At 71.1% G+C, this 25,797-nt stretch carries 19 protein-coding genes; 10 read left to right on the top strand and 9 right to left on the bottom strand.

Features of this window, described 5'->3' with window-relative positions; genetic code table 11:
- Nucleotides 1-150 precede the first annotated feature (150 nt).
- From AB0B90_RS17655 to AB0B90_RS17640, 4 genes are all read left to right on the top strand, one after another.
- A complete protein-coding gene (locus tag AB0B90_RS17655; RefSeq protein ID WP_362923404.1) occupies nucleotides 151-666 on the top strand; it encodes a hypothetical protein in 516 nt (171 codons plus the stop codon).
- Complete coding sequence (locus tag AB0B90_RS17650; RefSeq protein ID WP_362923402.1) at nucleotides 659-2,287, top strand: multicopper oxidase family protein; 1,629 nt, start codon at nucleotides 659-661, stop codon at nucleotides 2,285-2,287. The genes AB0B90_RS17655 and AB0B90_RS17650 overlap by 8 nt, the downstream gene beginning before the upstream one ends.
- Nucleotides 2,288-2,616: 329 nt before the next feature.
- Entirely contained in the window at nucleotides 2,617-3,810 is a 1,194-nt protein-coding gene (locus tag AB0B90_RS17645; RefSeq protein WP_362923400.1) for an FAD-dependent oxidoreductase, read from the top strand.
- 166 nt (nucleotides 3,811-3,976) lie between these two features.
- Nucleotides 3,977-4,654, top strand: a complete 678-nt coding sequence (locus AB0B90_RS17640) for a DoxX family protein (protein ID WP_362923398.1) — start codon at nucleotides 3,977-3,979, stop codon at nucleotides 4,652-4,654.
- A gap of 237 nt (nucleotides 4,655-4,891) precedes the next feature.
- Here the strand turns inward: AB0B90_RS17640 and AB0B90_RS17635 are convergent, their stop codons facing one another.
- The gene (locus AB0B90_RS17635; RefSeq protein ID WP_350941393.1) at nucleotides 4,892-5,521 is read right to left on the bottom strand and encodes a TetR/AcrR family transcriptional regulator; all 630 of its coding nucleotides are present in this window, start codon (nucleotides 5,519-5,521) and stop codon (nucleotides 4,892-4,894) included.
- Nucleotides 5,522-5,623: 102 nt separating this feature from the next.
- Between AB0B90_RS17635 and AB0B90_RS17630 the strand changes: the two genes are divergently transcribed.
- Together AB0B90_RS17630 and AB0B90_RS17625 are read left to right on the top strand one after the other, a co-directional pair.
- Nucleotides 5,624-7,156, top strand: coding sequence for an FAD-dependent monooxygenase (locus AB0B90_RS17630; protein WP_362923396.1), 1,533 nt, complete (start codon nucleotides 5,624-5,626; stop codon nucleotides 7,154-7,156).
- Nucleotides 7,157-7,365: 209 nt separating this feature from the next.
- The gene (locus AB0B90_RS17625; RefSeq protein WP_350943513.1) at nucleotides 7,366-7,818 is read left to right on the top strand and encodes a DinB family protein; all 453 of its coding nucleotides are present in this window, start codon (nucleotides 7,366-7,368) and stop codon (nucleotides 7,816-7,818) included.
- Nucleotides 7,819-8,205: 387 nt separating this feature from the next.
- Here AB0B90_RS17625 and AB0B90_RS17620 read toward each other — a convergent pair whose 3' ends face one another.
- Nucleotides 8,206-8,841, bottom strand: coding sequence for a hypothetical protein (locus AB0B90_RS17620; protein WP_362923394.1), 636 nt, complete (start codon nucleotides 8,839-8,841; stop codon nucleotides 8,206-8,208).
- A 275-nt stretch (nucleotides 8,842-9,116) separates the two neighbouring features.
- Between AB0B90_RS17620 and AB0B90_RS17615 the strand changes: the two genes are divergently transcribed.
- The gene (locus tag AB0B90_RS17615; protein WP_362923392.1) at nucleotides 9,117-11,168 is read left to right on the top strand and encodes a sensor histidine kinase; all 2,052 of its coding nucleotides are present in this window, start codon (nucleotides 9,117-9,119) and stop codon (nucleotides 11,166-11,168) included.
- A complete protein-coding gene (locus AB0B90_RS17610) occupies nucleotides 11,165-11,818 on the top strand; it encodes a response regulator transcription factor (RefSeq protein ID WP_362923390.1) in 654 nt (217 codons plus the stop codon). Before AB0B90_RS17615 ends, AB0B90_RS17610 begins: the two co-directional genes overlap by 4 nt.
- A 118-nt stretch (nucleotides 11,819-11,936) precedes the next feature.
- Here AB0B90_RS17610 and AB0B90_RS17605 read toward each other — a convergent pair whose 3' ends face one another.
- Nucleotides 11,937-12,392, bottom strand: coding sequence for a hypothetical protein (locus AB0B90_RS17605; RefSeq protein ID WP_362923388.1), 456 nt, complete (start codon nucleotides 12,390-12,392; stop codon nucleotides 11,937-11,939).
- 235 nt (nucleotides 12,393-12,627) lie between these two features.
- On the opposite strand from AB0B90_RS17605, the gene AB0B90_RS17600 reads away from it, so the two are divergent.
- Nucleotides 12,628-13,365 carry a TetR/AcrR family transcriptional regulator gene (locus AB0B90_RS17600; protein WP_350941402.1) on the top strand — a complete coding sequence of 246 codons (738 nt, stop codon included), beginning with the start codon at nucleotides 12,628-12,630 and terminating at the stop codon, nucleotides 13,363-13,365.
- Between the two features lie 81 nt (nucleotides 13,366-13,446).
- On the opposite strand, the gene AB0B90_RS17595 is transcribed toward AB0B90_RS17600, so the two are convergent.
- Complete coding sequence (locus tag AB0B90_RS17595) at nucleotides 13,447-14,046, bottom strand: TetR/AcrR family transcriptional regulator (protein WP_350941403.1); 600 nt, start codon at nucleotides 14,044-14,046, stop codon at nucleotides 13,447-13,449.
- 55 nt (nucleotides 14,047-14,101) lie between these two features.
- Here AB0B90_RS17595 and AB0B90_RS17590 point away from each other — a divergent pair, with 55 nt between their 5' ends.
- On the top strand, nucleotides 14,102-14,899 hold the full coding sequence (locus AB0B90_RS17590; protein WP_362923385.1) for an SDR family NAD(P)-dependent oxidoreductase: 798 nt from the start codon (nucleotides 14,102-14,104) through the stop codon (nucleotides 14,897-14,899).
- Nucleotides 14,900-14,975: 76 nt separating this feature from the next.
- Here AB0B90_RS17590 and AB0B90_RS17585 read toward each other — a convergent pair whose 3' ends face one another.
- From AB0B90_RS17585 to AB0B90_RS17565, 5 genes are read right to left on the bottom strand one after another with little or no spacing between them, the layout of a single operon-like run.
- On the bottom strand, nucleotides 14,976-17,333 hold the full coding sequence (locus AB0B90_RS17585) for an SDR family NAD(P)-dependent oxidoreductase (protein WP_362923383.1): 2,358 nt from the start codon (nucleotides 17,331-17,333) through the stop codon (nucleotides 14,976-14,978).
- Nucleotides 17,330-18,664, bottom strand: a complete 1,335-nt coding sequence (locus tag AB0B90_RS17580) for a cytochrome P450 (protein ID WP_350941408.1) — start codon at nucleotides 18,662-18,664, stop codon at nucleotides 17,330-17,332. Before AB0B90_RS17580 ends, AB0B90_RS17585 begins: the two co-directional genes overlap by 4 nt.
- Complete coding sequence (locus AB0B90_RS17575) at nucleotides 18,661-21,243, bottom strand: KR domain-containing protein (protein ID WP_362923381.1); 2,583 nt, start codon at nucleotides 21,241-21,243, stop codon at nucleotides 18,661-18,663. The genes AB0B90_RS17580 and AB0B90_RS17575 overlap by 4 nt, the downstream gene beginning before the upstream one ends.
- The gene (locus AB0B90_RS17570; protein WP_362923379.1) at nucleotides 21,240-24,203 is read right to left on the bottom strand and encodes an SDR family oxidoreductase; all 2,964 of its coding nucleotides are present in this window, start codon (nucleotides 24,201-24,203) and stop codon (nucleotides 21,240-21,242) included. The genes AB0B90_RS17575 and AB0B90_RS17570 overlap by 4 nt, the downstream gene beginning before the upstream one ends.
- Complete coding sequence (locus AB0B90_RS17565; RefSeq protein WP_350941412.1) at nucleotides 24,200-25,477, bottom strand: acyltransferase domain-containing protein; 1,278 nt, start codon at nucleotides 25,475-25,477, stop codon at nucleotides 24,200-24,202. Before AB0B90_RS17565 ends, AB0B90_RS17570 begins: the two co-directional genes overlap by 4 nt.
- Between the last annotated feature and the right edge of the window lie 320 nt (nucleotides 25,478-25,797).

The raw sequence follows: 25,797 nt of genomic DNA, 5'->3' as shown, positions 1-25,797 counted from the left end.
AGTAGGACGACAAGACAGCTCTTCGAAATGTGAGCTTGACGCGTTGTCTCACATTTCGAAGCGCTGTCTTGTCGTACGGGTCAGGCCAAACACCTTTCCACCGGTCGTCTCGCCGACCGGCTTGTCGAGACAGCGTGAGGAGAACACTTGATGGTTACCGCGGCCAACAGGCTCCGCGCGATCGTGTCGGCCCGGCCCGATGCGACGCATCGGACGGGGCATCGGACGGGGCCCGCCGACTGGGTGCTGCGGGCCGTCGTCAGCGCGCACGTGGTCGCGATCGCCGGTCAGCCGGTGTTCGCCGGGGTGTACATGAGCGGTGACTACGACGGCTTGCGCTGGCATGCGGCCGGTGCCGACGTGGTCACCTATGTCGGCTTTGTGCAGGTGATCGTGGGGGTCGTGATCTGGGTACGGAGGCGTCAGGCCTGGCCGTTCCTTGCCACGTCGGCGCTGATGGCGGCCGAGTCGGTGCAGTACTTCGCCGGGCTGGACGGCGCCCTGTGGTTGCACTTCCCGCTGGGGGTGATGACCGTCGTCGCGCTCGTCGCGTTGTTCGTCGCCGTGTGGAGCCGGCCCCTCCGGAGGCGACAGCACCCCCGGAACGAGCGGGAGCGGATACGGAGCTCGCGGGAGCCGAAGCGGCAGGGGGCCGACGATGCGTGAGCCGTACGACGACCGATCCGGCCGTGCCCGTACGGTGACCAGGCGTCGGGCGCTGGGCATCGGCGGAGCGCTCGGCCTGGTGGCGGCCGGCGGGCTGTCGGCCTCGGCCGCGCTGGCCCGCCGTACGCCGTTCACCGGGGCCGAACTGCGCAGCGCCGTGCCGCTGCCGCCCGCGTTCCAGGTGCCGTTGCCGCTTCCCTCCGTGCTGGCGCCGGTCAGCACTTCGGGCGGGGTCGACCGTTACGAGATCACCCAGCGCGAGGCGACCGTGGAGATCCTGCCCGGTGTCAGGACGCCGCTGTGGACGTACGAGGGTTCCTTCCCGGGGCCGACGATCGAGTCGCGCCGCGGTCGGCCGGTCACCGTGACGCATCGCAACGACCTTCCCGTACCGACGGTCGTGCATCTGCACGGCGGCCGGACCCCGGCGGGGTCCGACGGATATCCGACCGACCTCGTCCTGCCCGAGGGCTGGCCGGACGCCGTCCATGTCACGCGCACGGGTCCGGGCGGGCCGGGACACGTCATGCACGACCCGCGGGCGGTGGTGACCAGGCTGTCGCGGGACTACACGTTCCCGCTGGATCAGCGGCCGACGCTCCTGTGGTACCACGACCACCGGATGGACTTCACCGCCCCCGCCGTCTGGCGGGGCCTCGCCGGGCTGCACGTCGTCCGTGACGATGCCGAGGACTCGCTCGGCCTGCCCGCCGGGCGGCGCGAACTGCCTCTCATGATCGTGGACCGTGCGTTCGCCGCCGACGGCGGCCTCGACTACCCCGCCCTCGATCCCACGTCGCGGGAGCGGCCGGGCGTGCGCGAGCCGTACCTTGCCGGGGTCCTCGGTGACGTGATCCTGGTCAACGGCGCCCCGTGGCCCGTGCACGAGATCGACGCGGCCCGCTACCGGCTACGTGTACTGAACGCCTCCAACGCCCGGCACTACGAGCTTGAGGCGATCACCGACGACGGACACCGGCTCGACCTCGTGCAGATCGGGGCCGACCAGGGGCTGCTCGCGGCGCCGGTCGTCCACCGGTTCCTGCCGATCGCGCCGGCCGAACGCTACGACGTGGTCGTCGACTTCTCCGGCGTCCCGGTCGGCGGCCGCGTCAGAGTCGTCAACCGGCTCGGCTCCGGCCGCACCCGCGACGTGATGGCCTTCCGGGTCGCGCGCGAGGCCACCGACGACAGCCGCATCCCGCGTGTCCTTTCCACCGATCTCCCGACCTGGCGCCGGTCGGACGCCGTCAGGGTGCGCGACCTCTCCTTCCGCACCGGGCGTATGCACGGCGGTCACGGATGGCTGATCGGCGGGCTGCCGTTCGACCCCGCCCGCTCCGACGTCACCACCGGACTCGGCGACGTGGAAGTGTGGCGGCTGATCGCCGACGTCCACCATCCCGTCCACCTGCACCTGGTCGGCTTCCGGGTGCTCTCGCGCCGCGACCGGCCGCCTCTGCCCCGCGACGCCGGTCTGAAGGACACCGTCTCCCTGCGGCCGGGCGAATCAGTGGAGATCATCACCCGCTTCGACGGCTATCGCGGCCGCTATCTCTTCCACTGCCACAACGCCGAACACGAGGACATGGGGATGATGGCCAACCTTGAAATCGTCTGACGCCACCGCGCCGCGGAAGGCCGGTTCCACAGGCCGAACTCCCCTGTGTCGCCGGGCGACCATGCCGGACCTGCCGTTCCTTACGCTCCGGGAAAGTCAGGTCGCGGAGCCTGTCCTCCGGTGAGGTCGGCGCGTCGCCTCACATTCCGCGGGGCTGTCTTGTCCAACCGGCGAGACACCGTCCAGCACGCAGGAGGGCACCCACGGCAGGTATGCGGATCGCCGTACACGTGATCGTCCGCGCGGCGGCCACTTCGTGAGGGAAGACCGACTCCGCTCATTCGCAAAGCCTCAAGAACCGCCTGAAGTCGAGAAGGAAAGGCCTCGCCATGTCCACGCACGAAGACCACACACCCCGCAAGGTCGTCGTCATCGGTGGTGGTTACGCCGGAGCACTCGCGGCCAACCACCTGCGGATGCGTGCCGACGTCGACATCACCCTTGTCAATCCCCGCCCGGATTTCGTCGAACGAATCCGGCTGCACCAGTTCGTGGCCGACACCGGCGAGGCCACGGTGGACTACGGCTCACTGCTGGGAGAGGACATCCGGTTGGTGGTCGACAGCGCCACGCGCATCGACGCCGCCGCCCGCACAGTGCGGCTGGCGTCGGGGCGCGCGCTGGTCTATGACTACGTCGTCTACGCCGTCGGCAGCATCGCGGCGATACCGTCATCGGTATCCGGAGCGGCCGAATTCGCTTTCCCCATCGCTGAACTCGAATCCGCCCAGCGGCTGCGCGCCCGGCTGGCCCAGTTGCCGTTCGATGCTCCGGTCACTGTGGTGGGCGCCGGATTGACCGGCATCGAGACGGCCGCCGAGCTGGCCGAACAAGGACGCACGGTCACGCTGGTGTGTGGCCGATCCCTCGCGCCGGCACTGAGTGTGCCCGCTCGCCGATCCGTGGCCACGTGGCTGGCCCGGCACGGTGTCACCGTGCTCGGGGCCGGCGTGGTGACCGAAGTCCGGCCGGATGCGGTGGTTCTGGGCGACGGTGAGATGCGTGCGAGCGCACTGACCATCTGGACGGCCGGTTTCGGCGTGCCGGATTTGGCGTCCGTGAGCGGGCTGCGGACCGACGCGCTTGGCCGGCTGCTCACCGACGAGACGCTGACCAGCGTCGACGACGACCGTATCGTCGCGGCCGGGGACGCCGCCGCACCGTCGGGCCGGCCGCTTCGGATGAGCTCCCAGGCCGCTCAGCCGCTCGGGGTGCAGGCTGCCAACACCGTGTTGAGCCGCATCGCGGGAACCGAACCGGCAGTGATCGACCAGGCCCTCACCGGATCGTGCGTCAGCCTCGGCCGGCGCGCCGGCATACGGCAGCTCGCCCGCAAAGACGACACGGCGGTGAACCTCTACGTCGCCGGGCGCATGGCCGCAGTGATCAAGGAGGCGACCTGCAGGCTCGGGGTGTCGAGGATCCGCCGTGAGGCCCGCAAGCCGGGTTCCGGCTTCTGGCCCAAGGGCGGCCCACGTCCCGAGCAGCCCGCCTCCGCTCCGCGAGGGGTCGCGTCCCCGTGACCACCGACGAGCACCCCGGACGGTTCACGGGGGGTGACGAGCATGCGGGCGAATGTCGCGTTCAGCGGCCCCACCGGGCCGGCAGCCCTGGCCGGCCACTTCGTTGTGGAATCGATCGCCACCTGCGACTTCGAACCGAAGTCGCTCGCAACGCAAGGAGAATCTCATGAACATGGCGGACCGACGTGACGAGGAGGCCGCGATGCGAACTCGAACGACCATGACGTTCCAGCACGCGACGGGCGAGAAGCCGACCTCCGCAGCACGAAGCGGCTGGAATCGGGGCAGGATCCGCCCTGTCGCCTTCTGGGCCACCACGTTTGTCATCGTCTTCGAGTTGGTTGCCGGATCGGTGTGGAACCTTGTGCCGATCGAATGGGTGGAAGCCCAGTTACGCCACCTGGGATACCCCGAATTCTTCGCCTATGTTCTGGCCGCGTGGCAGGCGGGCGCGGCCATCGCGATCATCGCGCCCGGGCTGCCGCTGATCAAGGAATGGGCGTACGCGGGCGCCTTTTTCCTATGGTCGAGTGCCGTGGTGTCGCATCTGACGGTCGGCGACGGTCTTCGGACGTGGGGGGTGCCGCTGGTGTTCGGGGTGTGCGCCGTCGCCTCGTGGGCGCTGAGGCCCGACGACCGCAGGCTCCCGGGGACGCGGTTCCGGCGGGAGCGCCGCATCGACGCCGGACAGGATGAGGCAGGTCCGCCGGAAGCCCGCACTCGCGCCTGGGCCGTTCCGATCGGGCTCCTTGTCGTTCTGTACGCCGTTTCGTTTCTCACGCTGCCCGCGGCCGAAGCCATGACGCACGGGTGGGCGGTTGAGCTCGGCTGGATCGACGGGTAACGGTCCGTCTCCGTCGCGTGCTGCACCGTTGCGGGCGCGCGAAACGGTGCCGCACGCGACGGAGACGGTTCGCCCGCTCTCGCCCTTCGGCTTGATGAACAGCCCTCCGCCCACACGCTCAGAGCAGGATGCCAGGTCGTAGGTGGCACCGTTGGCGCGGCCCACACCCGCCCACACGCCTCAGCGGGATGGGGCGTCTTGGCGTCGTCCGGCGCACGGAAACCCGCGCAGGAGCCGTCATCCCGGCACACCACGCCCATCGCCGACGCCCACGCAGAGCGGAAGTGCCTGGATGATCAGCTTGCTCGTCGTTTCGACGCAGGAGTCGTCGACGGTGCGGCCGGTGTTGAGGACGCGCCACTGGGTGAGCCCGACCAGCAGGTCGAGGGCGAGGTCGAGGTCGAGGTCGGCGGGTAACTGGCCGCGTTCCATCGCGCTCCTCAGTAACCGCTCGCACGCGGCCCTGCGCGGTTGCCGGATCGCGGTGTCGAACGCCTCGGCGAGTTCGGGGTTGCGAGCGGCCTCGGCTGTCAGATCGAGCACGATGCACATGACCGCGGGATCCGACAGCGTGTCCGCCACCGCTCGGACGTAGGCTCGCACGTCGCCGTTCAGGTCGCCGGCTCCGCCGACCGGGACCTGCCGGGAGGCGACGACGTCGATGAGGTCGACCACCATCGCCTCTTTCGACGACCACCGCCGGTAGAGCGCGGCCTTTCCCGTACCGGCCCGCCGGGCCACCGCGCCCATTGACATCCCGGCATAACCTGTCTCCGCCAGCTCGGCGACCGCCGCCGCGAGGATGGTGTCGGTGACTGTCCGGCGCAGTACGGCTGCGCCGCGACCGCGCGGGCGGATCTCGGCCATGTCGGCGACATTAACACGAGACGGAACGGTTGCGTCCCAGCTTCTGGGCCGCTTATCCTCCAAACGGAACGGATAGGTTCCGTTCCGGAATCGGGGGAAGACATGACCGACGTAGACGTACTCATCGTCGGAGGCGGACCGACCGGACTGACGCTGGCCTGCGAGCTGGCCCGGCGCGGCGTCACCTTCCGGGTGATCGACAGGTCTCCCGAATTCCACCGTCAGTCCCGGGGCAAGGGCATCCAGCCGCGCAGCCTGGAGGTGTTCGACGATCTCGGCGTGGTCCAGGACTTTCTGGACGCCGGGACGTCCGAGATGCCGGCGCGGATTCACATGGACCGCCGGTTCGTCGCGGAGCTGCACCTCCTGGCCGGTATCCGTCCGCGGCCGGATGTGCCGTACCCGACGCTCGTCCTGCTGCCGCAGTGGCGCACCGAGCAGATCCTCCGCGCCCGCCTGGCCGAGCTGGGCGGCCACGTGGAGCGCGGCCTGCGACTGGCCGACCTCAAGCAGTCCGACAGCCAGGTCGTCGCACGGCTCGCCACGGGTGAGATGATCCACGCCTCCTACCTCGTAGGCTGCGACGGCGGCGGCAGCGCGGTACGCGAGGCCGCCGGGATCACCTTCCCCGGGCTGGTGTCGGAGACCGAGCACTACCTGCTCGGCGACGTGGAGGTCGACGGTCTGCCCCGCGACGGCTCCTATGTCTGGTACGCAGCGGACGAGTCCTCCGTGGGCCTCGCGCTGCTGCCCGGTACGCTGTCGTGGCAGTTCGGCCTCACCGTACGCCCTGGCGAGGAGGGCGCCGGTCAGGAGCCCTCACTTGAGCTTTTCCAGCGCCTGTTCGAGCAGCGCACCGGCCGGACGGACGTGCGCCTGCACAACGCCACCTGGCTGTCGCGCTTCAGCTACAAGGTACGGCTCGCCGACCGTTACCGTGCCGGCCGCGTCTTCATCGCCGGAGACGCCGCCCACGTCCACCCGATCGCGGGCGGGCTCGGCATGAACACCGGCATCCAGGACGCCTACAACCTCGGCTGGAAGCTGGCCCTCGCGGTACGCGGCCAAGCCCCCGACAGCCTGCTCGACACGTACGAGCTGGAGCGCCGCCCGGTGGCCGAATCCGTGCTCAAGGCCAGCGGCGCCGGCATGACCGCGCTGTTCTCCGCCAAACCTCTGATGACCTTCCTGCGCGACCGGATCATCCTGCCGTTGATGCGCAGCCCCGCGGTGACCAGGGCGATCGTCGGCAGGACCTCCCAGCTCAACGTGAACTACCGCGCCTCCGAACTGTCGGTCGGCGACAAGGGCAAGGTCCGTCCCGGTGACCGGGCGCCCGACTCGCCGTGTCGGCACCCGGTGACCGGCGAGCGGTCGCGGCTGTTCGACCTCTTCCGCGGCTCCCACTTCACCCTGCTCCAGTTCGGCGCGGTGACGCCGGATCCGGCCGAGCGCCTGAACAGGCTTCACGGCGACGACATCCGCGTCTACCGGCTGGAGCCAGGACCTCCGAGCAAGCGCTACGGCGCCGGCGGGGGCACGCTCGTCCTCGTCCGGCCGGACGGCTATGTGGCCGTACGGACCCGGTCAGCCGATGCGGTGGTCGACTACCTGAGGACGATCCTGGTCGCCTGAACCGGGACGAACCGCCGGCCGGTCGGCGCCGTCCTCGGCGGAGGTGACCTTCACAAGGACCACGTGGCGTGCCGGACTCACCATCCGGATCGGGCAAGCTCCCCCCGAAGCGTCGATGCCCGCGTCACCGGGCTGTCGCCGGCGGCGGATAGGTTGTGTCCGTGATCGACACGCGCGTTTCGCCACCCTTCAGCGGCGACGAGTTCACCATGCTCACCAACTGGCTCGAATGGCACAGGGCCACCCTCGCCGTGAAATGCGCGGGCCTGACGGACGACCGGTTGCGTCTGCGCTCCGTGCCGCCCTCGGCCATGTCCCTGCTCGGCCTGGTCAGGCATATGGCACACGTCGAACGCGTCTGGTTCCGCCGCGTGCTGAACGGCGAGGACATCCCCAAGCTCTGGGACAAGGACCGCGACAACGACGCCGACTTCAACGAGGCCGACACCGCCTCCGTCGAGGAGGCCTTCGCCACCTGGCGGACCGAGATCGAACACGCCCGCGTCATCTCCGCGGCCAAACCGCTGGACGCCTTCGGTGACCGCAACGGCCAGGACTGCACCCATCGCTGGATCCTCGTCCACATGATCGAGGAGTACGCCAGGCACAACGGTCACGCGGACCTGCTGCGCGAGCGCATCGACGGTGCCACCGGCGAATAACGGGCCCGGTGCGAGATCGGGGAGCCGGTTCCGGCCGCGATCGTCAGACGGCCCGGAACGCCGAGTACGACCATGCCGCCGAGCGGCCCGGAACGCCCGGCACATGACCATGCCGCCGCACCACGAGAGCGGCCAACCTGGTACGCGACCGGATCATCCCTGTCGTCCGTTGCCGCGTGATCCTCCGCGGTCGGGGGCACGAGGTGCTCGTTTCATGTCGGAAGGCCGGGCCGCGTCGCGCGGCCCGGCCTTTCTGCGGGGTCCTGTCCCCCTGACTCGGGGTCCCGACCTCATGGATCGGCTGCTCCTGTGGATCGAGGACTCGCCCCCCGTTGTTCGGGGTCCTGCTCCCGTGGCGACGGACGCCGTGTTGCCGAAGGGGCGTGCTCAGTTCTCGCCGCGTACCAGTTCGGGGCGGAAGGCGATGATGAGTCCGAGGGTGGCGTACCCCACGAGCAGGTGGGTCGCGGCGACGACGCCTCCGAGCGAGGCGCCGAGGATCCCCATCGCGGGGATGGACACGATCGCCCAGCTCTCGGCGACGAGCGGCCAGACGCGGGCGAGTCCGCGCCACCGGCCGGCCACCACGACCTTGATGCCGATCACGAACATGCCCAGCATCGAGAGCGGCCAGAAGATGTCGAGGATGCCCAGCCAGAGTTCGTCGCGGGCGGCGGGGAAGAGACCGTGGATCAGGCTCCACACCATGGCCGGGGCGAGGAGCACCCGTTCGACCGTCAGCATGACGCGGGCGGTGCGGGTCACCCCGATCGCACCGGTGCGGCTCATGAGCGTGATGAGGGCCCAGAGGCCGAACTGGAAGGCCAGGCCGCCCAGGTCGGTGAGCGTCCAGCCGATCTCGGAGGTGGGCTGGAAGCCGTAGACGAAGCTGAGGGCCGACCAGATGAGCGTCCCGGTGGAGAGGCACAGGGCGAGGCGGCGCACGGTCGATTCGGACGGCTGCGCGGACGAGCCGGCGTCGCGGGTGGTCTGCTGCGTGTGGTCGCGGAGGGTCTCGGTCATCGTTCTTCGTTCCTTGTCCGGTTCGGCGGTACGGAGCACCGCCTGTGGTTCGGCGGTACGGAGCACCGCGGTGACAAGGACGATCCTGGTGATCCGCCGACCCAGGCCGTCAGGGCGTCGTGTCCCGACTCCGGCCCCCTCTGGTGTCCCAGGACAAACGGGACGCGCGTCCTAGGGACATCCCATCCCTGGTGAGGCACACTCATCGGGTGCAGTTTGTGATGGTTTGCCGGTCTTTACGATCAAGGCCCGGCCTCGCGTTCCTCGTGGCCGCCGTGATCATCGCGGTGGCGACGGCGCTGCTGGACATGCGGGTGCCGCAGGCCCACCGCACCGTGATCGACCTGCGGCCCGGTGGATTCGACGCGATGGCGGGTGTCGCGCTGGCGGCGGCCGGCACGGTGGTGCTCGCCAGGTATCCGCGGCATCTTCTCGGCTGGCTGATGTCGGCCTTCGGCCTCTGGTGGAGCGTGGACGGCCTGGCCGCCACGTGGCTCGCCTACGCCACCGTGCCCGCCCTCCCACTGCCCGGCGCGTCCGCGGCCTTCTACGTCTTCAACCGGCTCGGTGCCGCTCTGGCGCTGCTCCTCCCCCTGGTGCTGTTCCTGTATCCGGAGGGGAGACTGCCCCAAGGACGGTGGCGGATCGTCTCCCTGGTCAGCCTCGCCATGACCGCCCTGCTCCCGCTCACCCTGATCGCGGCCCCGTCCGGCATCGCCCAGGAGACCTCCGGCGCCGGGCCGATGCCCGCGCCGCTGCGGACGCTGAACCTCGACCCGCTCCATCTCCCCCTGCCGGACGAGATCTGGACCGGCCTGCTGCTGGTCGCGCAGTTCTGTCTCCCCCTGAGCTTGATCGCGCCGTTCATCCTCGTGGTGCGGCGCTACCGTACGGCGACCGGGATCGACCGGATGCCCATGCGCTGGCTGCTGTGGGCGGCCCTGGTCGACCTGATGGTCATGCTCGCCTTCCGGCTGCTCCCCAGCTGGTTCGGCTCCTTCGGCATGACCGTCGCCGTCACCCTCACGGCCGCCTCGGTCGCGATCGGGATCGCGTACCCCGAGCTCGTCGACATCGACCGGCTGCTCGGCGGGACCGTCGTCTACGGCATCCTGCTCGCGCTGACCACCGTCCTCGACCTGCTCGTCCTCGGCGGCGCCGGCCGGCTGCTCGGGGCACACCTGAACGAGGGCGAGCGTCTGGTCCTCGCCGTCTTCGCGGTCGCGATCGTCTACGCCCAGCTACGCCACCGGCTGTGGCGGCTGGTACGGCGCCGGGTGGTCGGAGACCGGGACGACCCCTACCAGGTGATGTCCGGCCTCGCCGAACGGCTGGAACGCACCGACGACTCGGAAGCCCAGCTTCACACCCTCGCCAGAACGGTGGCCCAGGCCTTCCGCACCCGGTACGTGGGCGTGGAGATCACCCAGGTCAACGGCGAACGACTGCTCGTCGAAGAGGGCGAACCTCCCACCGAGATCCGCGCCCTGCCCATCACCTATCGGGGCGAGCGGATCGGCCGCCTGTTGCTGCCCCGCCAGGCCGCCCGCCTCAACCGCCTCAGGGACAGCGACGAACGACTCCTCGCCGACCTGGTCCGCCAGGCCGCCGCGGCCGCCCGCGCCGTACGCCTCGCCGAGGAGCTGCAGCAGAGCCGCGAACGCATCGTCGCCGCGGTCGAGGACGAGCGACGGCGCCTGCGCCGCGAACTCCACGACGGCCTGGGACCGACCCTCGCCGCGGTCGCGTCCCTGATCGACACCGCGAGGATCACCGGGCGCCGGTCGGCGGAGAAGGCCGACCCGATCCTCGGGATCGCCCGCCAGGAGCTCACCGGCATGCTCACCGAGGTGCGGCGGCTGGTGCACGGCCTGCGTCCGCCCGCTCTCGACGACGTCGGCCTGGTCGGCGCGATCCGCCAGCTCGCCGAACGGCTGCGCCCCCCGGAGCTGACCGTACGCGTCGAGGAGCACGGTGAGCCGACCGGCCTGCCGGCCGCGGTCGAGGTGGCCGCGTACCGGATCGCCTCGGAGGCGGTCACCAACGTGGTCCGCCACGCCCGGGCCGGCGAGTGCGTCGTCACGCTCACCCGCGACGTCGAAGCCGGGTGCCTCGACGTGATGATCGTCGACGACGGCGTCGGCTTCGCCGCCGAGGCGGTGACCGGCGTGGGACTGGTGTCGCTGCGCGAGCGGGCCGCCGAACTCGGCGGCTCGGTGAGCGTGGGCCCCGCGACACCGAGCGGTACGCGAGTATGGGCGCGGCTGCCGTTGGCGCCGTCCAGGCAGGCACCGGCACTGATCACCACTGGAGAAAGCGGGATATGAGCCCCGAACAGCCGATAAGAGTCCTCGTGGTGGACGACCACCCGGTGTTCCGTGAAGGCTTCGCGGCACTGCTCGGCAGCATCGACGAGGTCGAGGTCGTCGGCACCGCCTCGTCCGGCGTCGAAGCCCTCGAACAGGCCGCTCGGACAGAACCCGGCGTGGTCGTGATGGACGTACAGATGCCCGGTATGGATGGAATCGAGGCCACCCGCCGCCTCCTCCAGGAGCGCCCCGGGATCGGCGTCGTGGTGCTCACCATGTCCGAGGAGGACGGCACCATCTTCGACGCGCTGCGCGCCGGCGCCCGCGGCTATCTCCTCAAGGGCGCCGAACCCGACGAGGTGGTGCGCGCGATCACCACCGTCGCGGGCGGCGGCGTGGTCTTCGGCGCGGTGCTCGCCTCACGCATCGCCGACTTCATGACCGGGAAGCCGCAGGCCGGCACCACGGCGTTCCCCGGCCTGACCGCGAGGGAGCACGAGGTCCTCGACCTGGTGGCCGCCGGTCTTTCCAACGGCCAGATCGCCGCACGCCTGTTCCTGTCCCAGAAGACCGTGCGCAATCACGTCCACGCGGTCCTCACCAAACTCCAGGCGGCCGACCGGGCGGAGGCCATCATCCGCGCGCGGGACGCCGGCCTCGGCCGCTGAAGTCCCCGGAGCCCGTGGAGCCGGTGAAGCCGCGCCGTTCGTGATCGGAGCCTGTCCGACGGACGAGGATCGACCGCGGGTTCGGCGGGCACGTCCGAGACGACCCGATCGACGCGCGTCACCCGGTCGAGGTCGCGGGCCGGCGGCCGTCGGCAGACTCGGAGGCGCCGGTCCGCCAGCTGGTCCAGCCTCGGCAGAGCACGTACGCCACCGCGGTCGTCGCCACGACGAAGAGGTCGATGAACGCGGTCTGCATCGCGTCGGGCTTGTCCCACATGACGAAGCAGTAGACGGTGATCGCACCCTTCTGGAAGAGCAGAAGCTCCCACAGGCCCCACTGCCTGCGCGGTGCGACGGCGAGTATGGCCCATATTCCCGCGAAGACGATGTAGGCGAGCGTCCGCCAGGCCTCGGTGACGAGACGATCGTCGGAAACGTTGGCCGTGATCATGATGCCGCCCGCGAACGCGACGAGCGCCGCGACCGCGTTGACGGCCATCAGCGTGCGCCCGATCCGATCCGCCAAGGGGGACGGGCGTCCGGCTGTGGGGCGGATGCCGGCTTCGGTAGTCACGAGAACTCCTTGTGGTGAGGGGTATCGCTCCGGGGTGAGCGCTGCGGGCGGCAATGACCGTTCATAACCGCTCAGCGGCCACGGCCTACGGAGGGTGCCGAACGACGGCACCGGACGGCCGCCGCACACCCGTGCTGTTCGGCAACGGCCATGACAACGACGCTAATGACATCGACCCGGATTTAGCAGTGCCAGATTTACCTAACAGTGTTAATCAAACAGTACGGTGTCGGGCATGAAGGACGACTCCGCGACGCCTGACGCCGACCCGGTACCGCTCCGCCGGCGCCGGCGGGCCACCGCGACCCGCGAGATCCTCGACGCGGCACAGGAGCAGATCGCGCTGCACGGCCCCTTCGGCCTGTCCCTGCGATCGATCGCCCGCGGTCTCGGGATGACGGTGCAGGCGCTCTACCACTACTTTCCCAGCCGCGACGAGCTCGTCACGGCACTGATCACGGAGGCGTACCACGAGCTCGCCGACGCCGTCCGGTCGGCGGTCGACAGCGCACCGCCGCATGGCGACCTGCCGAGGTTCGTCATCGCCGCGGAAGCCTTCCGAAGATGGGGGCTGGACAACCCCTCTCGGTTCCAGCTCCTCTACGGGACACCGCTGCTGCGTTACGAGGCGCCCGCCGACGGCCGCACGACCGCCGGTGCCCGCAGGATCGGGACCGTCTTCTACCGGGAGTTGTTCGGTGCGTTCACTCACGAGCAACTGAGCCGCACCGAGGTTCCGCCGCTGAGCCCCGCGCTACGTGCCCGCCTCGAGCAGATGCCGCCCGAGATGTTCGGCGGGCTTCCGCCGCAGGCCGCCGTCCTCTTCGTCAGCGTCTGGGGCCACCTGCACGGTCTCGTGGTCCTGGAGGTGTTCGGGCACACCTCCTTCATCGGCCCGCTGCAGGCGGAGATCTTCCGCGGCGCCATGCACAACCTGTTCTCCGACACGCAACGGCGGATACCCGCCGACTGATCCCGACCGGCCCGACCGGCGGGCGAAGGTCACCCTCTCGCAGGTCAGGAAGGGTTTACCTGCCGGGACGATCGGGGGACGTCAGCAGTCCTCCCCCATCGTGGCGCGGGTCTGCTCGGCCGACAGCGGCGGGACGGGCAGCGGCCGGGCGGCGACGGCGCGCAGGCCGTCCAGGGCGAGGGCGAGGTGCCGCCGCCAGGCCCCCGGCGCCACCCGGTACGTCGCCTTGATGATCGCGGTCACGCCCCGGGCCACGAAGGCCACGTCGGCGAGGGTGATGTCGTCGCGCAGGTCCCCGGATCGCTGCGCGCGTTCGAGGATCCCGCTCATCAGGCCGTACCCGCGCTCCCAGTCCACGGCCGCCCCGCGCGCGGCGAGCTCGTTGTAGCCGAGGTCGACCGCCTGTAGCTCGCACACGCCGGTCAGGAACGCGACGAATCCTTCCCAGGCGTCGTCCATGGTCAGCGCCTGCTCGGCCAATCCGTCCACGATCGCCATTCGATCCGCGAAGGCCGCGTCCACCAGGGCGCCCCGGGTGGGGAAGCGGTTGTAGAGCGTCCCGATGCTCACCCCGGCCGAGCGGGCGATCTCTTCGAGCGGCACGTCGAGCCCGTGATCCGCGAACAGCCGCCGGGCCGCCCGCAGGAGTCGCTCCCGGTTCTGTGCCGCGTCCTTGCGCATGCCCTCGATCCTAGCTAAGTTGAGGTCGATCTCAACTTGAGGAGTGCCTCAACTTATGACCCGGACCATCGTGATCACCGGTGGCACCAACGGCATCGGCAAAGCCCTCGCCCGCCACTACGCCGAACAGGGCGACCAGGTCGTCGCCGTGGGCAGCACCGAGGAGGGCGAACGCCGCCTGCGCGAGGCGGCGCCAAGCGCCCGCTTCGTCAGGTGCGACCTCGGCTCACTCGGTCAGACCCGAGACCTGCTGAAACGGCTCAACGCCGAGTACCCGGCGATCGACGCGCTGGTGATCGCCGCGTACCGGCACAATCCGGTGCGGGTGGAGACCGAGGACGGATTCGAGCGCACCTTCGCCCTCTACGTGCTCAACCGCTGGCTCATGGCGGAAGGGCTACGCGGCCCGCTGGAGAAAGCACCGGCACCGGTGATCGTCAACCTGTGCGGTGCCGGGCAGGGCAGCCGGATCCACTGGGACGACCTCCAGATGAAGAACAGGTACCGGGGATTCGCCGCGACCCTGCAGGGAGCCAAGGCGTGCGAGTTGCTGGGGACGGTCTACGCCTCCGAGCGCATCAAGTACGTGCTGTACAACCCGGGCGTCGTCGCGACCGCACTGCACGAGCCCTTCAGGCAGCCGATGCGCGGTCTCGTACGAGCGGCCTCCGCGGTGTTCGCCCAGCCGGTCGCGAAGGCCGTACCGCCGATCATCGCGCTCATCGACGAGCCGCCGGCCGAGCCGCTCACGGTCTGGAAGAGGGGCAGGCCCGTCGATCTCACGGTGGACCCGGACGAGGCGTCGCGGCTACGGGAGACCGTCCGCGACCTGGCCCAGCCCGCCCTCGGGTAACGGTCACCGGAGGATGACGCGTTTCCGAGCCGGCCGGGAAGTGCGATCGGAGACCGCCTGACGAACGATCGGCTCCTCACCCCGACCGATGCGGGGAACCTGCCGCCGATCTCCCGGTCCTTCGGCTGCCGGGGATCACCCCTGCGACGAACAGTACGGGCTCGCCCGCCCGCGACCCGACCCAGCCACCTTCCACGGGCAGCAGCCGGTCCACGTGCTGCGCCCCTGGGCAGGGCACGATCCGGTCGATGGTGAGAAGATCGCCGCTCACCGGGCCTGCCGCGCGGACGGCTGCCTCCAGAGCGGCGGGCGAGATGCCGTGGACCGGCGGGAAGGGTGTCGTCCACAGGTCGGCGGCCGTCACGACGGGCAGCGGGTCCTCCGCCGTTCCGAGAACGAGCCCCGACCAGGCCAGGCGGCCACCGCCGCGCGCCTTGACCGCGGACGGGGCGGGGACCAGGGGAGAGAGCGCGGGAGGTTCCGGCCGGTGAGGAGGGAGCGCCGGCGGCTCCGGTTCGTAAAGCAGGCGCATCGAACCGGCGACCGCGCCGTCGGCGGCGGTGATCGTGACGTTGACCGTCCAGCCCTCCTCCGTCGTCTCGCCCACCGCCGACGTGGTGAACCGGCCGCCCTCCAGGACCAGCGCCGACAGGTGCACCCGCACGTCACGCACCGAGGCCAGGTGCTGCGGCGGCCAGCCGGGCGGCACCACCCAGTCGGCGACCGAGCACGCCTGCTCCACCAGCACCGACACCGGCAGCGCCGGTCGGCCGTCCACCGTGAAGTCGGTCAGGCACGGATGGGAGCCCTGCCGGTGGACGATCGAGCCGCGCAGTGAGTGGAAGGGCCGGAAGTCCTCGACGTCGCCGAGGAAGTGCGCCAGGCCGTGCAGCCGGGGCAGGTCGGGGTGGCCGGTGAACAGCCAGAAACCGCGCAGCTGCGTGGGCACCAGCGCGCCGCCCACCTGACCGATGAACATGACCTCGCCGGTCCCGCCGGAGCGCAGCTCGTCGATCCAGCGGCGCACGCCCTCGGCGGGGTCGAGGGTGGACACGTACCGGACCGCCGCGTCGTAGTTGGCGATCACGCCCAGGCGCTCCCACGTCGGCCAGCAGAGCGTCTGAGTCGGCAGCCCGTAGGTGTTCCGCGCCCAGAATCCCAGCCTCGGCAACGCCTCGTTGCCCGCCGCGTAGTCGATCTGGCCGATCATGCCGCCCATCCGGCCGGCCAGCGACCCCACGTTGCAGAAGACCTTGAGCGCCGCCCGACGCTCCGGGGTGGCGAGCACCGCCCTGGTCAGGGACTCGAACCCCGACACCTTCACCTCCACGGTGCGCACGACCTCCTCGGGGCTCTTCATGTCGAGCCTGGTCGGCACGTCGATGCCCGCGTTGTGCACCACCACGGTCGGAGCCGGGAGACGGGCGAACAGGGCGTCCACCTGTTCCTGCCGAACGCAGTCGCACGCCTCGTACGCGATGCGCAGGCCGTCCCGCTCGGCGGCGGCCAGATTGGCTGCGACCTGGCGCAGCTCCGACTCGCGCTTGAGCGCCGCCCGCGTCTTCCTCAGCGCGTCGGCGGTGCGGGCGGCCGCGATCCGGGCGTGGCGGTGGGCGGCGTAGCGGTCGTCCGGCAGCGTGAGCCAGTCCGCGGTGGGCAGCTCGTCGCGGCCCGTCACCACGACGCGACAGCCGAACCGCTCGGCCAGTCCGCGCGCCAGGGCGAAGCCGACGCCTCGCGCGCCTCCCGAGATCAGCACCACGTCGTCGGCGTCCAGGTCCAGGCGCGGCTGCGGTTCCGGGCTCGGCAGGGCGGTGAGCGCGTGGCGCACGCCCCGCCGGTAGCCGATCTCGAACAGGTCCCACGCCGCCAGCTCGGACTCCAGAAGCCCTGCGAGCCCGTCCGGGTCGGCGGTGTCGACGTCCAGCACCTTCACCGCGAGGTTGGGCAGCTCGCGTGGCAGGCACTTGGCGAACCCCGCCCAGATGCCGCCCAGGGGCGTGTCGATCCGCCCGTCGTCGTAGCCCATCAGGCCGCCCAGGTGGGTGACCGCGACGTAGCAGCATCGGTCGGCGCGCGACTCCGCCCGCCAGGAGGCGTAGCGGCGCTGCACCATGCGGGTGGTCCTGCCCAGCGCGTCCCGCCACTCGCCGCCGCCGAGCCGGTACGGGACGCCGGTGACGTTCAGGTCGACGATTCCGTCCCAGTCGTCGTGCTCCGGCTCGCGACCGGGGGCGCACACGTCGGCGCCGAGACGGCTCGCCAGCCGCACGGCCAGGTCCGGGTCCGAGCCGATGACCAGCAGCCGCCGCGCCACGGGGGACGGTGGCGGGAGCGGGTGGGGCACCGGCTCCCAGACCATGCGGCGCACGGGCCTGACGAAGGAGCCGGTCTCGAACGACACCAGATGCGGCCGGACCGCCGTCACGGTCACGTCCGTTCCCGCACGACCGCCGGAAGCCCCGAGCTGGGGAAGAGCGTGATGTAGTGGCCGCTGCGCACCTGGCGCGTGCCCGGCAGCCGCAGCCGGTAGCGCCGCGACAGCATCGCCACCGCCGTCACCAGCGTCGCCATCGCCAGTCCCTTGCCGACGCACATACGCCGCCCGCCGCCGAACGGCAGGAAGGCGTGCTTGTGCCGCTCGTCCTGGGCGTCGCCCAGGAAACGCTGCGGGTCGTACGCCTCCGGGTCCGCCCAGTGCTCGGGCGAGCGATGCGTGCCGTACACGCTGAGCAGGACCGTCGTGCCCGCGGGGACGTGCCGCCCGGCCAGGGTGTCCGGCTCGATGGCGTCGCGGGGGAACTGCCAGACCGGCGGGTGCAGGCGGAGAGCCTCGTTCACCGCCGCCGTCGTCTGGGGCAGCTCGCCAAGCCGTTCGAGGTCGGGCGGCCCTTCGGCCAGTACCTCGTCCACCTCGCGCTCGACGGCGCGGCGGGCCTGCGGGTGGCGGGCCAGCTCGTACATGGTCCAGGCCAGCGCCTGGCCGGTGGTGTCGGAGCCGGCCAGCAGCAGCGTGCGCAGGTTGTCCGACACCTCCGCGTCGGACAGTCCGGCGTCCAGCAGCAGTCCGGCGGCGTCCGTGCCGTGCTCGCCCGCGGCCCGCCGCTCCTCGATCACCTGGCTGACGATGGCGTCGAGCACCCCTTCCGCCCACTTGCGGTCGCGGTGATAACGCGTCGGCACGAAGGACGGGATCAGCGCGGAGATGCCCTTGATCGTGCTGGTGTACATGACCTTGTTGGCGATCCCCGCGGCCCGGGAGTAGTCGGTGCCCGACAGGTCTCGGCTGATCAGGGCCATGCCCATCACCCGTGCGGACACGTCCATCAGGCCCGGCGCGACGTCCACGACCGCGCCCGAGGCGGCATGCTCCGACCAGCGCCGCAGCAGTTTCTCCGTGGCCGCGATCGCCTCGCGGGCGCTGCCGGTCACCCGTTGTGGGGTGAAGGCCGGCTGCACCGCCTTGCGCGGGCCGCGCCAGCCATCGGTGTCGAGCGTGAGCAGGCCCGTTCCCATCGTGCCGACGAACCCCTTGTAGAGGGTGCCCCGCCGATAGTTGTCCGGGTTGACGCGCAGCACCCGCTCGATCGCCTCCGGCTCGGTGACCTGGACGAACGGGATGGGCAGCTGGACCGACACCAGCGAGTCGCGCTCCTGCATGCGCAGCGTGTAGGCCAGCGGGTCCTTGAAGTAGGGGATGGCGTCGCCGATCACCGGCAGCCCTCGCGGGCCGTGGGCGACCGGGCAGGTCCCTTCGGGGGTCATCGGCGCTCCTCGCGGTCGAATCTCTCTCTGTCGACGTACTCACCGGTCTCCTGGTCCACGTAGCCGACAATGGCGCCGACGATGTCCTTCGCCTGTAGCAGCACCTCACCGTTCGACGCGACCGCGATGGCCCGGTTGTCCGGTTCGGGGTCCTCCAGGTCGAGGTCGACCGGGGTGACGTACAACTCCACCGGCTCGGTCAGCGCGGCCAGCGTCAGGTCGGTGTGCCCGCCGTACAGGTCGACGCGGCGGATCGAGCGGGGGATCGCGACCGGCGTCCAGCGGCCCCCCGCCCGCTCCAGGACGGCCACTCGCACCAGGCCGTCCAGCGTCACGGACGGGACCAGCAGGTCGGGAAACCATCGGCGCAGCGCGGGCGCGTCGAGTGCGAGCCGGCCGCGCCGCCCCAGCGGATGCGTCCGGGTGTCGGTCGTGGACACGAACACCTCGCGCAGCAGGACGTCGGATCCCGGCATGTGGTACGGATCGCGCAGTGGCCGGCTCCCGTGCTCGTCCCAGTGCGTCCACGAAGGGCCGGGCACCGCCGCGTCGCGCAGCCGCACCGTGACCGAGAAGTGCAGCCGGTCGCGGGCGACCACGACACCGTTCGGGGCGACCACGTCCCCCAGCACCCGCACGGCCACCACCGACTCACGCTCGTCGGCGCGCACCAGCCTGGCGGTGAGCCGCTTCACCTCCGGCCGGTCCGCGCGGTAGACGCGCAGGAACGACTCCAGCCGCAGGTCCTCGAAGACGGCGGGCACCCGGTCGGGCACGAGCGAGACCGCGGCCTGCGCCGCCAGCTCGGGGACGAACGTGCCAGGCAGTGTCGGGTAGCCGCGGACCCGGTGGAGGTCGAGGTATCCGTCCCGGTCCAGGGAGAACGTCCGCTCGGCCACCAGCTCTGCGGCGTCGTGGCGCAACGTCCGGTCGATGAACGGCAGGGGCCGCTTCGCGCCCGCGGAGAACTCCAGGAACTCCGGTACGGCGGCCCTGATCGCGGCCCGCTCCTTGGCGCCGAAGAACACGGTGACGGGCGCGTCCGGGGCGGCGGCCAGCTCGGCCATGAAGTGCTCGACGCCCTCCTCGGTCGGCGTCGGCGTGAACTCCCCGCTGCCCTCCAAGAAGTCGCGCATCAACGGCGACGCGCCCAGGCCGATGTCGCGCCAGAGCGTCCAGCCGATGGTGAACTCCTCGGCGGCGTTCACGGCGGCCGTGTTGAGGAAGTCGTTGGCGGCGCCGTAGTCGGTCTCGCCACGCTGGCCCGTCAGCCCGATGAACGAGCCGAAGTTACACCACAGGCGTGGCTCGCGGCCCCGGGTCGCCTCCTTCAGGTTCAGGTACGCACGCACCTTGAGGTCGCGCACCGCCCGGAAGTCCTGGACGGACTTGGCGGTGACGTCGGAGGCCCGGTTCGTACCCGCGATGTTGAGCAGCAGGTCGATGGGGCCGTCCACGGCGGCGAGGGCCCGCCCGACCTCGTCGCCGTCACGCAGGTCGCAGCGCAGGTAGCGGACGCGTCCCGGCCCGCACAGCCGTTCCAGCCCGGCCAGCGTACGCCGGGTCTGCCGCGCCTCGCCGAGCCGGTCGTACCGGGCGTTCGCCTCCGGCACCGAGACTCCCCGCCGCACCTGGACGCGGATGAACGCGCTGCGGTCGAGCTCCTCACCGGCGTCGTCGGGCAACTCGGAACTGCCCAGCACCACCAGGCGCGGACGGTGGCGCGCGGCCAGCGCCTCCAGTATCGGCGCGCCGATGCCCCGCGCCCCTCCGGCCGCCACGACCAGGGCGTCCTCGCCCAGCGCCGGGACCTCGGACGGCGGGGCCGGGGTGGGCACCGCTCTCGGTGTGAGCCGCGTGCCTCCCGCGTGGTAGGTCACCGGGATGAGCCGCCGCGCGCCCAGCTCGGCGCTCACCGTGGCCAGCACCTCGTCGAGCGGCACGTCCTCGTGCACGGTGGCCAGCACGTCGGCGCCGGGGAACTCCAGCGCCAGGCTCTTGACCAGGCCCGTGAACAGGCCCGTGAACGGCAGCGGCACGCCCGCCTCCGTCACACCGCCCACGACGCTCACCACGAACGAGCCGCCGTCCAGATACGCGGCGCACTCCTTGGCCTTCAAGAACACGCGTTCGTGCAGGTCGAGCAGCTCATCGACCGCTTCCGACCGGCGAGCCGCGCGCAGACGGGGGTCGGTCGCGTCCACAAGCACCCTGACGTGCGCGGACACACCGTCGTCGCGGCCCGTCCTGAAGCGCGGTGCGTTGGTCAGCACGACGGCGTCCGCCGGGATCGCGGGGGGTGCCGTGCGGACAGGGCGACGCGGGTCGGGGGCCAGCTCGAACACGTGACGGTCCAGCAGCCGTCGCGGTTCGTGCTGTGCGGCGGCCCCCGGAGACCGCGCGTCCCGCACGGCGGCCCCGGCCTTCCGCGGGTCCCGCGTGTCAGGTCTCCTCAGTTTGATGAGGCGCGCGCCGGCGCCGGGGTCGGGCCTGAGCTCGATCGCCCCGTCTCCGCCGCCCTCCAGGAACGCGATCAACTCGCGGGCGCCCTGCGCGCCCAGCAGATTCGCCCTGCTCATGCCGTGGCCTCCAGCCTGTCCTCGGCGACCGCCTCGACGGACACCACGGCCAGCACCGGCAGTCCCTCGGCCAGAGCCAGCGACTCGCGGGTGACCGCGAACAGGAACGTGCCCTCGCCGATCGGCCCGCAGCCGAGCAGGTCGCCCCACGACCGCAGGCTGTTGCCGTTACTTCCCGCCACCAGAACGACGTCCACGTCGCCGAAGTCCAGGTAGCGTCCGGCCAGGTCGAAGGCGTCGGCCAGCGAGGCGGCACCGCCGTCCACGGCGATGTTGAGCCCGCGCAGGTCGAAATAGCCACACAGGCGGGCGGCGATGACGTTCGGCATCTCACCGGGAAAGGAGTCCTCGTCCGGCGGCCCGATGAGCCCCTCCACGCGCTCGCGCAGCTCCACCGCCCGCTCGCCCGCCAGGTGGTCGAGCTCGTCCAGGTAGGCGCGCACGGCGTACAGGACGGCGTTGCGTGTGGGACCGGTGTGGCCCACGACCACGCCGGTCGTGCGGCTGTGACGGGCGCAGAACTCGCGGACGCGCGGCTCCAGCCGCTGCATGCACTCGATGATCATAAGCTGGGTACGGTCGGTCGCCCGGATCGTGGACGCCGGCAACCGCAGGCGGGCGAACGGCGGATGCGGATAGCGGTCGCCGAACGAGTCCGGCCGGAGGTGCCGTCCGCGCGCCCACGCGCCTACCTGCTCGTTGTCCTCGGCCCCCGGCGTGTGCGCCGACCAACCGACGATCACCATGGGCTCGTCGTTCCTGACCCCGTAACCCGCTCGTGCGGGCCGGTCCTGGAGGAACTCCTGCACCAGCAGGTGCGCGTTCGTGCCACCGAACCCGAATCCGGACACGGCAGCCGTGCGCGGCCCATCGGGCCGGGACGGCCACCGCACCGGCCGCGTGGGAACGGTCAGATTGCAGGTCGCCAATCCGAAGGAGTCCGGCGCGGCCGAGAAGCGATGCTGGGGAGGGATCGTCTCGTGCCGCAGCCCCAGCAGCGCGTGGATGACCGACACCACGCCCGCCGCCCAGCCGGTGTGGCCGATCAGCGACTTGTTCGAGGTCACCCGCACCTGACGGGTGCCGGCATAGGCGGCGCGCAGGCTGAGGAACTCGGCCTCGTCACCCGCCGGGGTGCCCGTGGCGTGCGCGATCACCCAGTCGACGTCATCGGCGCCGACACCCGACTTGTCGAAGGCGCGGGCGATCGCGAGTTCCTGGCCCGCGCTGGAAGGCGCGTAGATCGCTTTGCCCTTGCCGTCCGCCGACAGCCCGACGCCCGCGATGAGGCCGTGCACGGTGTCGCCGTCCGCCAGCGCCCGCGACAGCCGCTTCAGCACCACGACGCCGGCGCCGTCGGAGAACAGCACGCCGTCCGCGTTCCTGTCCAGGGCGCGCACCTCGCCACCACGCGACAGGCCGTGGAGCTTGGAGAACAGCACAGAACCGCCGGGGGCCAGCGCGAACGCGCCGCCGCACACGGCGACCTCGGCCCGGTCCGCCAAAAGGTCGCGTACCCCCAGATCGACGGCGTAGAGGGATGACGAGCATGCGGTGTCCACCATGAGCAGCCGCGTGTCCGCCGGGAGCAGGCCGTCGATCGCGCTCGCGCCCACCCGGTGCGGGAGCGGCTCCGACCGGAGGGCGTCGCCGTGCGGCAGCACACCGGGGCCGCCGAGCTCCAGGTCCACCAGCGCCTCCACCAGGTGCTGGCTGCCGTCGGGGGTGTAGCCGAAGCAGGCGGTGAAACGATCGGCGTCCCGCCTGGTCACACCCTCCAGCGCCTGGTGGACGCTGTGCCGCAGCCACAGCGTGGTGTGGTCGAGCCCGGCGTCCGGGCGTTCCGCGGCCAGGGCGGGGTGCGGGGTGAAGTCGGTGATGAAGCCGGAGCGGCGCTGGTAGGTCTTGTCGGGGGCGCCGGGGTCGTCGTCGTGGAAGCTCGCCAGCGGCCAACGGTCCGGTGGGACGTCCACGAACAGGTCGGCGCCCTCGGTGAGCAGCCGCCAGAACGCGTCGGGATCGTTGGCTCCCGGCACGGCCAGCCCCATGCCGACCACCGCGATCGGATCCACGCCCTGGATCCGCTCTGTGCGCGCCTCGGGCACGGGTCTGAACTCGGATCCGGGTTCCGGCCCGGGTTCCGGCCTGGGTTCCGGCCCGGGTTCCGGTCGCGACCGCGCGGGCTCCGGCCCGGGGTCCGGGGACAGTGCCGCGCGGTGCAGCGACAGGCCGCCGTCCGCGACCACCGTCTGTCCCGTGACCCAGGCCGCACCCGGCGACGCCAGCAGCAGCACCAGGTCCGCCAGGTCGGCCGGGGTCGCCAGCCGGCCCATCGGGGTCGCGGCCACGGCGTTCGCGCTCATCGAGTCGAAGCCGGGGAACATCCGTCCGACAGGGTTGTCCAGCAGCCCTGCGGAGGCGGTGTTCACGCGGATCCCGTCCGGCGCGAACTCGGCGGCCAGGTAGCGGGTCAGCGCCTCCAGCGCCGCCTTGGACAACCCCACCGGCAGATAGTTCGCCGGTGTGTACGCCGCCCCGACCGAGGAGACGTTGACGACGCAGCCCTTGTCCGAGCGCGCCAGCAGCGGACGGGCTGCGCGAGCACACCACAGCGCGCCCTTGACGTTGGTTTCGTACGCCTGGTCCAGGTGCTCCTCGGTGAGCTCGTCCCAGCCGACGAAGGTGCCCGTGGCGGCGTTGTTGACCAGCAGGTCCAGCCGTCCGTACGCCGAGGTCACCTCGTCGAACATCCGGCGCACCTGGTCTTGCTTGGCCACCGACGCCCGGATCACCCGGACGCCGCCGCCCAGCTCGGCCGCGAGCTCCTTGGCCGCGTCGTAGGAGTGGAAACAGTTCAGCACCACCGTGGCGCCTGCCTCGGCGAGCGAGCGCACGAGGTGCGTTCCCACGCTGCCCGCCCCGCCCGTGACGAGGGCCACCCGGCCCTCGAACACCGTCATGCCGCGTCCGACTTGGCCAGCGAGTCGACCGTGAAGTCCACCACCTGACCGAACGTGCGGTAGTCGGACACTCGCAGGTCCTCGGGGCGCCTGCCCAGCTCGAAAAGGAGGTTGAGCCGGCTCATGAGCTCCACGCGCTTGACCGAGTCGACACCGAGGTCGGCCTCCAGCTCGGCATGGTCCTCGAAGACCTCCTCCGGGTACTCCAGGGCGGTGGCGTAGAGGTCGCGCACGCGGGCGGCGATCGCCTCCCTCGACTGCGAGGCCGCGCCTCCGGCGGAGACGGCGGTGCTTTCTTCGACGGCCACCTGAGTGGTGGGGACATCGACGGTCACCGGCCGGACGACGGCGCTGTCGGCGGAAATCGTCCGGACAGCGGGGTTCTCGATGGTCGTCGACCGAGTGACGGGATTCTCCGCGGTCACCGACCGGGAGGTGGCGGCGGGAGCCAGGAAACGTCCGGTCTCCCGCAACGTGTTCACGTCCTGAAGCAGCGGCGTGCACACGGACGCGGCCCGGTGCGCCGACCGCACCCGTGACGTCAGTGCCCGCCCCGCGCCCACCTCCACCCAGACGCCCGCGCCGGAACGGTGCAGCCGCTCGACGGCCGCGCCGAAGCGCACCGGGGTGACGAGGTGGGAGGCGAGCAGTTCGCCGAGGTCGTCCGAGTCGCGATAGTAACGGCTCAGGATGGGCGAGAAGACGGGCACGTCCAGCTCGCGCCGCCCGTACCCGGTGAGCCTACGGCCCAGTTCCCGCCCGGCAGGGGCGAGCAGCGGGCTGTGGAACGGGTGCGGCGCGCGCAGCTCGGTGACGGAAAGTCCCACGGCGTCGGCGATCGCGGACGTGCGCCGCAGCGCGTCGGCCGGCCCCGCCACCACCGTCTGATCCGGCCCGTTGTCCACCGCGATCACGGCCCCGGAGGTGGGCAGCAGATCCAGGATCTGCTGGGTCCGCTCCGCCGCGCAGCCCAGCGCCAGCAGCCCGCCGCCGCTGCTGTCGTGCTCGCGCAGCACGATGATGCGGTGGCAGAGGATCTCCGCCCCCTCGGCGATGTTCAGCGCGCCGCCGGCGACCAGTGCCGCGATCTCGCCGAGGCTGTGCCCGACGAGCACGCTGAACCGTGCTCCCTCCTCGGTGAGCGCGCGGTGAGCCGCGGTGGACGCGGCGAACACGGCCAGCTGCAGGACATCCGGCGCCTCATTCAGCAACCGCTCCGGGGAATCACCGGAAAAAGCGCGATCCAGGCCCTTGCCCAGCATTCCCCTGGCCACTTCGTCGATGATTTCAATCGCTTCTGTCGCACCATTTCCATGGTCCTTCAACCATCGCAGGGCGTTCGGCACATATGCGCCTTGACCCGGGAAAAGGCCGACCACTATCTCTACGGTGCCCAGCATTTCCTTTCCCTCCCCGAGCATGAAGAACAGGCAAACGCGTCGCCCATTGCAGTCCCCACGAAAAAATGCGTGCGAGGGATTGACTCTTTTGACGACAACCGCGATCATGATGCACTGGGCACCCCTAAGGTTTTAACTACATTCGTAGATCATGGTTCAAGTCGCCGGGGAACGGCCTGTAGCCGGTGGAGCAT

It is taken from the genome of Streptosporangium sp. NPDC049078 (assembly GCF_040648855.1).
Taxonomy (GTDB): domain Bacteria; phylum Actinomycetota; class Actinomycetes; order Streptosporangiales; family Streptosporangiaceae; genus Streptosporangium.
Note: the sequence above shows the minus strand (reverse complement) of the source record. Positions and strands in the feature narration are given on the sequence as shown.

What these genes read in the sequence shown, in the direction of transcription:
- AB0B90_RS17655 (WP_362923404.1), top strand. Translation starts at nt 151, where the DNA reads ATGGTTACCGCGGCCAACAGGCTCCGCGCGATCGTGTCGGCCCGGCCC.
- AB0B90_RS17650 (WP_362923402.1), top strand. Translation starts at nt 659, where the DNA reads ATGCGTGAGCCGTACGACGACCGATCCGGCCGTGCCCGTACGGTGACC.
- AB0B90_RS17645 (WP_362923400.1), top strand. Translation starts at nt 2,617, where the DNA reads ATGTCCACGCACGAAGACCACACACCCCGCAAGGTCGTCGTCATCGGT.
- AB0B90_RS17640 (WP_362923398.1), top strand. Translation starts at nt 3,977, where the DNA reads ATGAACATGGCGGACCGACGTGACGAGGAGGCCGCGATGCGAACTCGA.
- AB0B90_RS17635 (WP_350941393.1), bottom strand. Translation starts at nt 5,521, where the DNA reads ATGGCCGAGATCCGCCCGCGCGGTCGCGGCGCAGCCGTACTGCGCCGG.
- AB0B90_RS17630 (WP_362923396.1), top strand. Translation starts at nt 5,624, where the DNA reads ATGACCGACGTAGACGTACTCATCGTCGGAGGCGGACCGACCGGACTG.
- AB0B90_RS17625 (WP_350943513.1), top strand. Translation starts at nt 7,366, where the DNA reads ATGCTCACCAACTGGCTCGAATGGCACAGGGCCACCCTCGCCGTGAAA.
- AB0B90_RS17620 (WP_362923394.1), bottom strand. Translation starts at nt 8,841, where the DNA reads ATGACCGAGACCCTCCGCGACCACACGCAGCAGACCACCCGCGACGCC.
- AB0B90_RS17610 (WP_362923390.1), top strand. Translation starts at nt 11,165, where the DNA reads ATGAGCCCCGAACAGCCGATAAGAGTCCTCGTGGTGGACGACCACCCG.
- AB0B90_RS17600 (WP_350941402.1), top strand. Translation starts at nt 12,628, where the DNA reads ATGAAGGACGACTCCGCGACGCCTGACGCCGACCCGGTACCGCTCCGC.
- AB0B90_RS17595 (WP_350941403.1), bottom strand. Translation starts at nt 14,046, where the DNA reads ATGCGCAAGGACGCGGCACAGAACCGGGAGCGACTCCTGCGGGCGGCC.
- AB0B90_RS17590 (WP_362923385.1), top strand. Translation starts at nt 14,102, where the DNA reads ATGACCCGGACCATCGTGATCACCGGTGGCACCAACGGCATCGGCAAA.
- AB0B90_RS17580 (WP_350941408.1), bottom strand. Translation starts at nt 18,664, where the DNA reads ATGACCCCCGAAGGGACCTGCCCGGTCGCCCACGGCCCGCGAGGGCTG.
- AB0B90_RS17575 (WP_362923381.1), bottom strand. Translation starts at nt 21,243, where the DNA reads ATGAGCAGGGCGAATCTGCTGGGCGCGCAGGGCGCCCGCGAGTTGATC.
- AB0B90_RS17570 (WP_362923379.1), bottom strand. Translation starts at nt 24,203, where the DNA reads ATGACGGTGTTCGAGGGCCGGGTGGCCCTCGTCACGGGCGGGGCGGGC.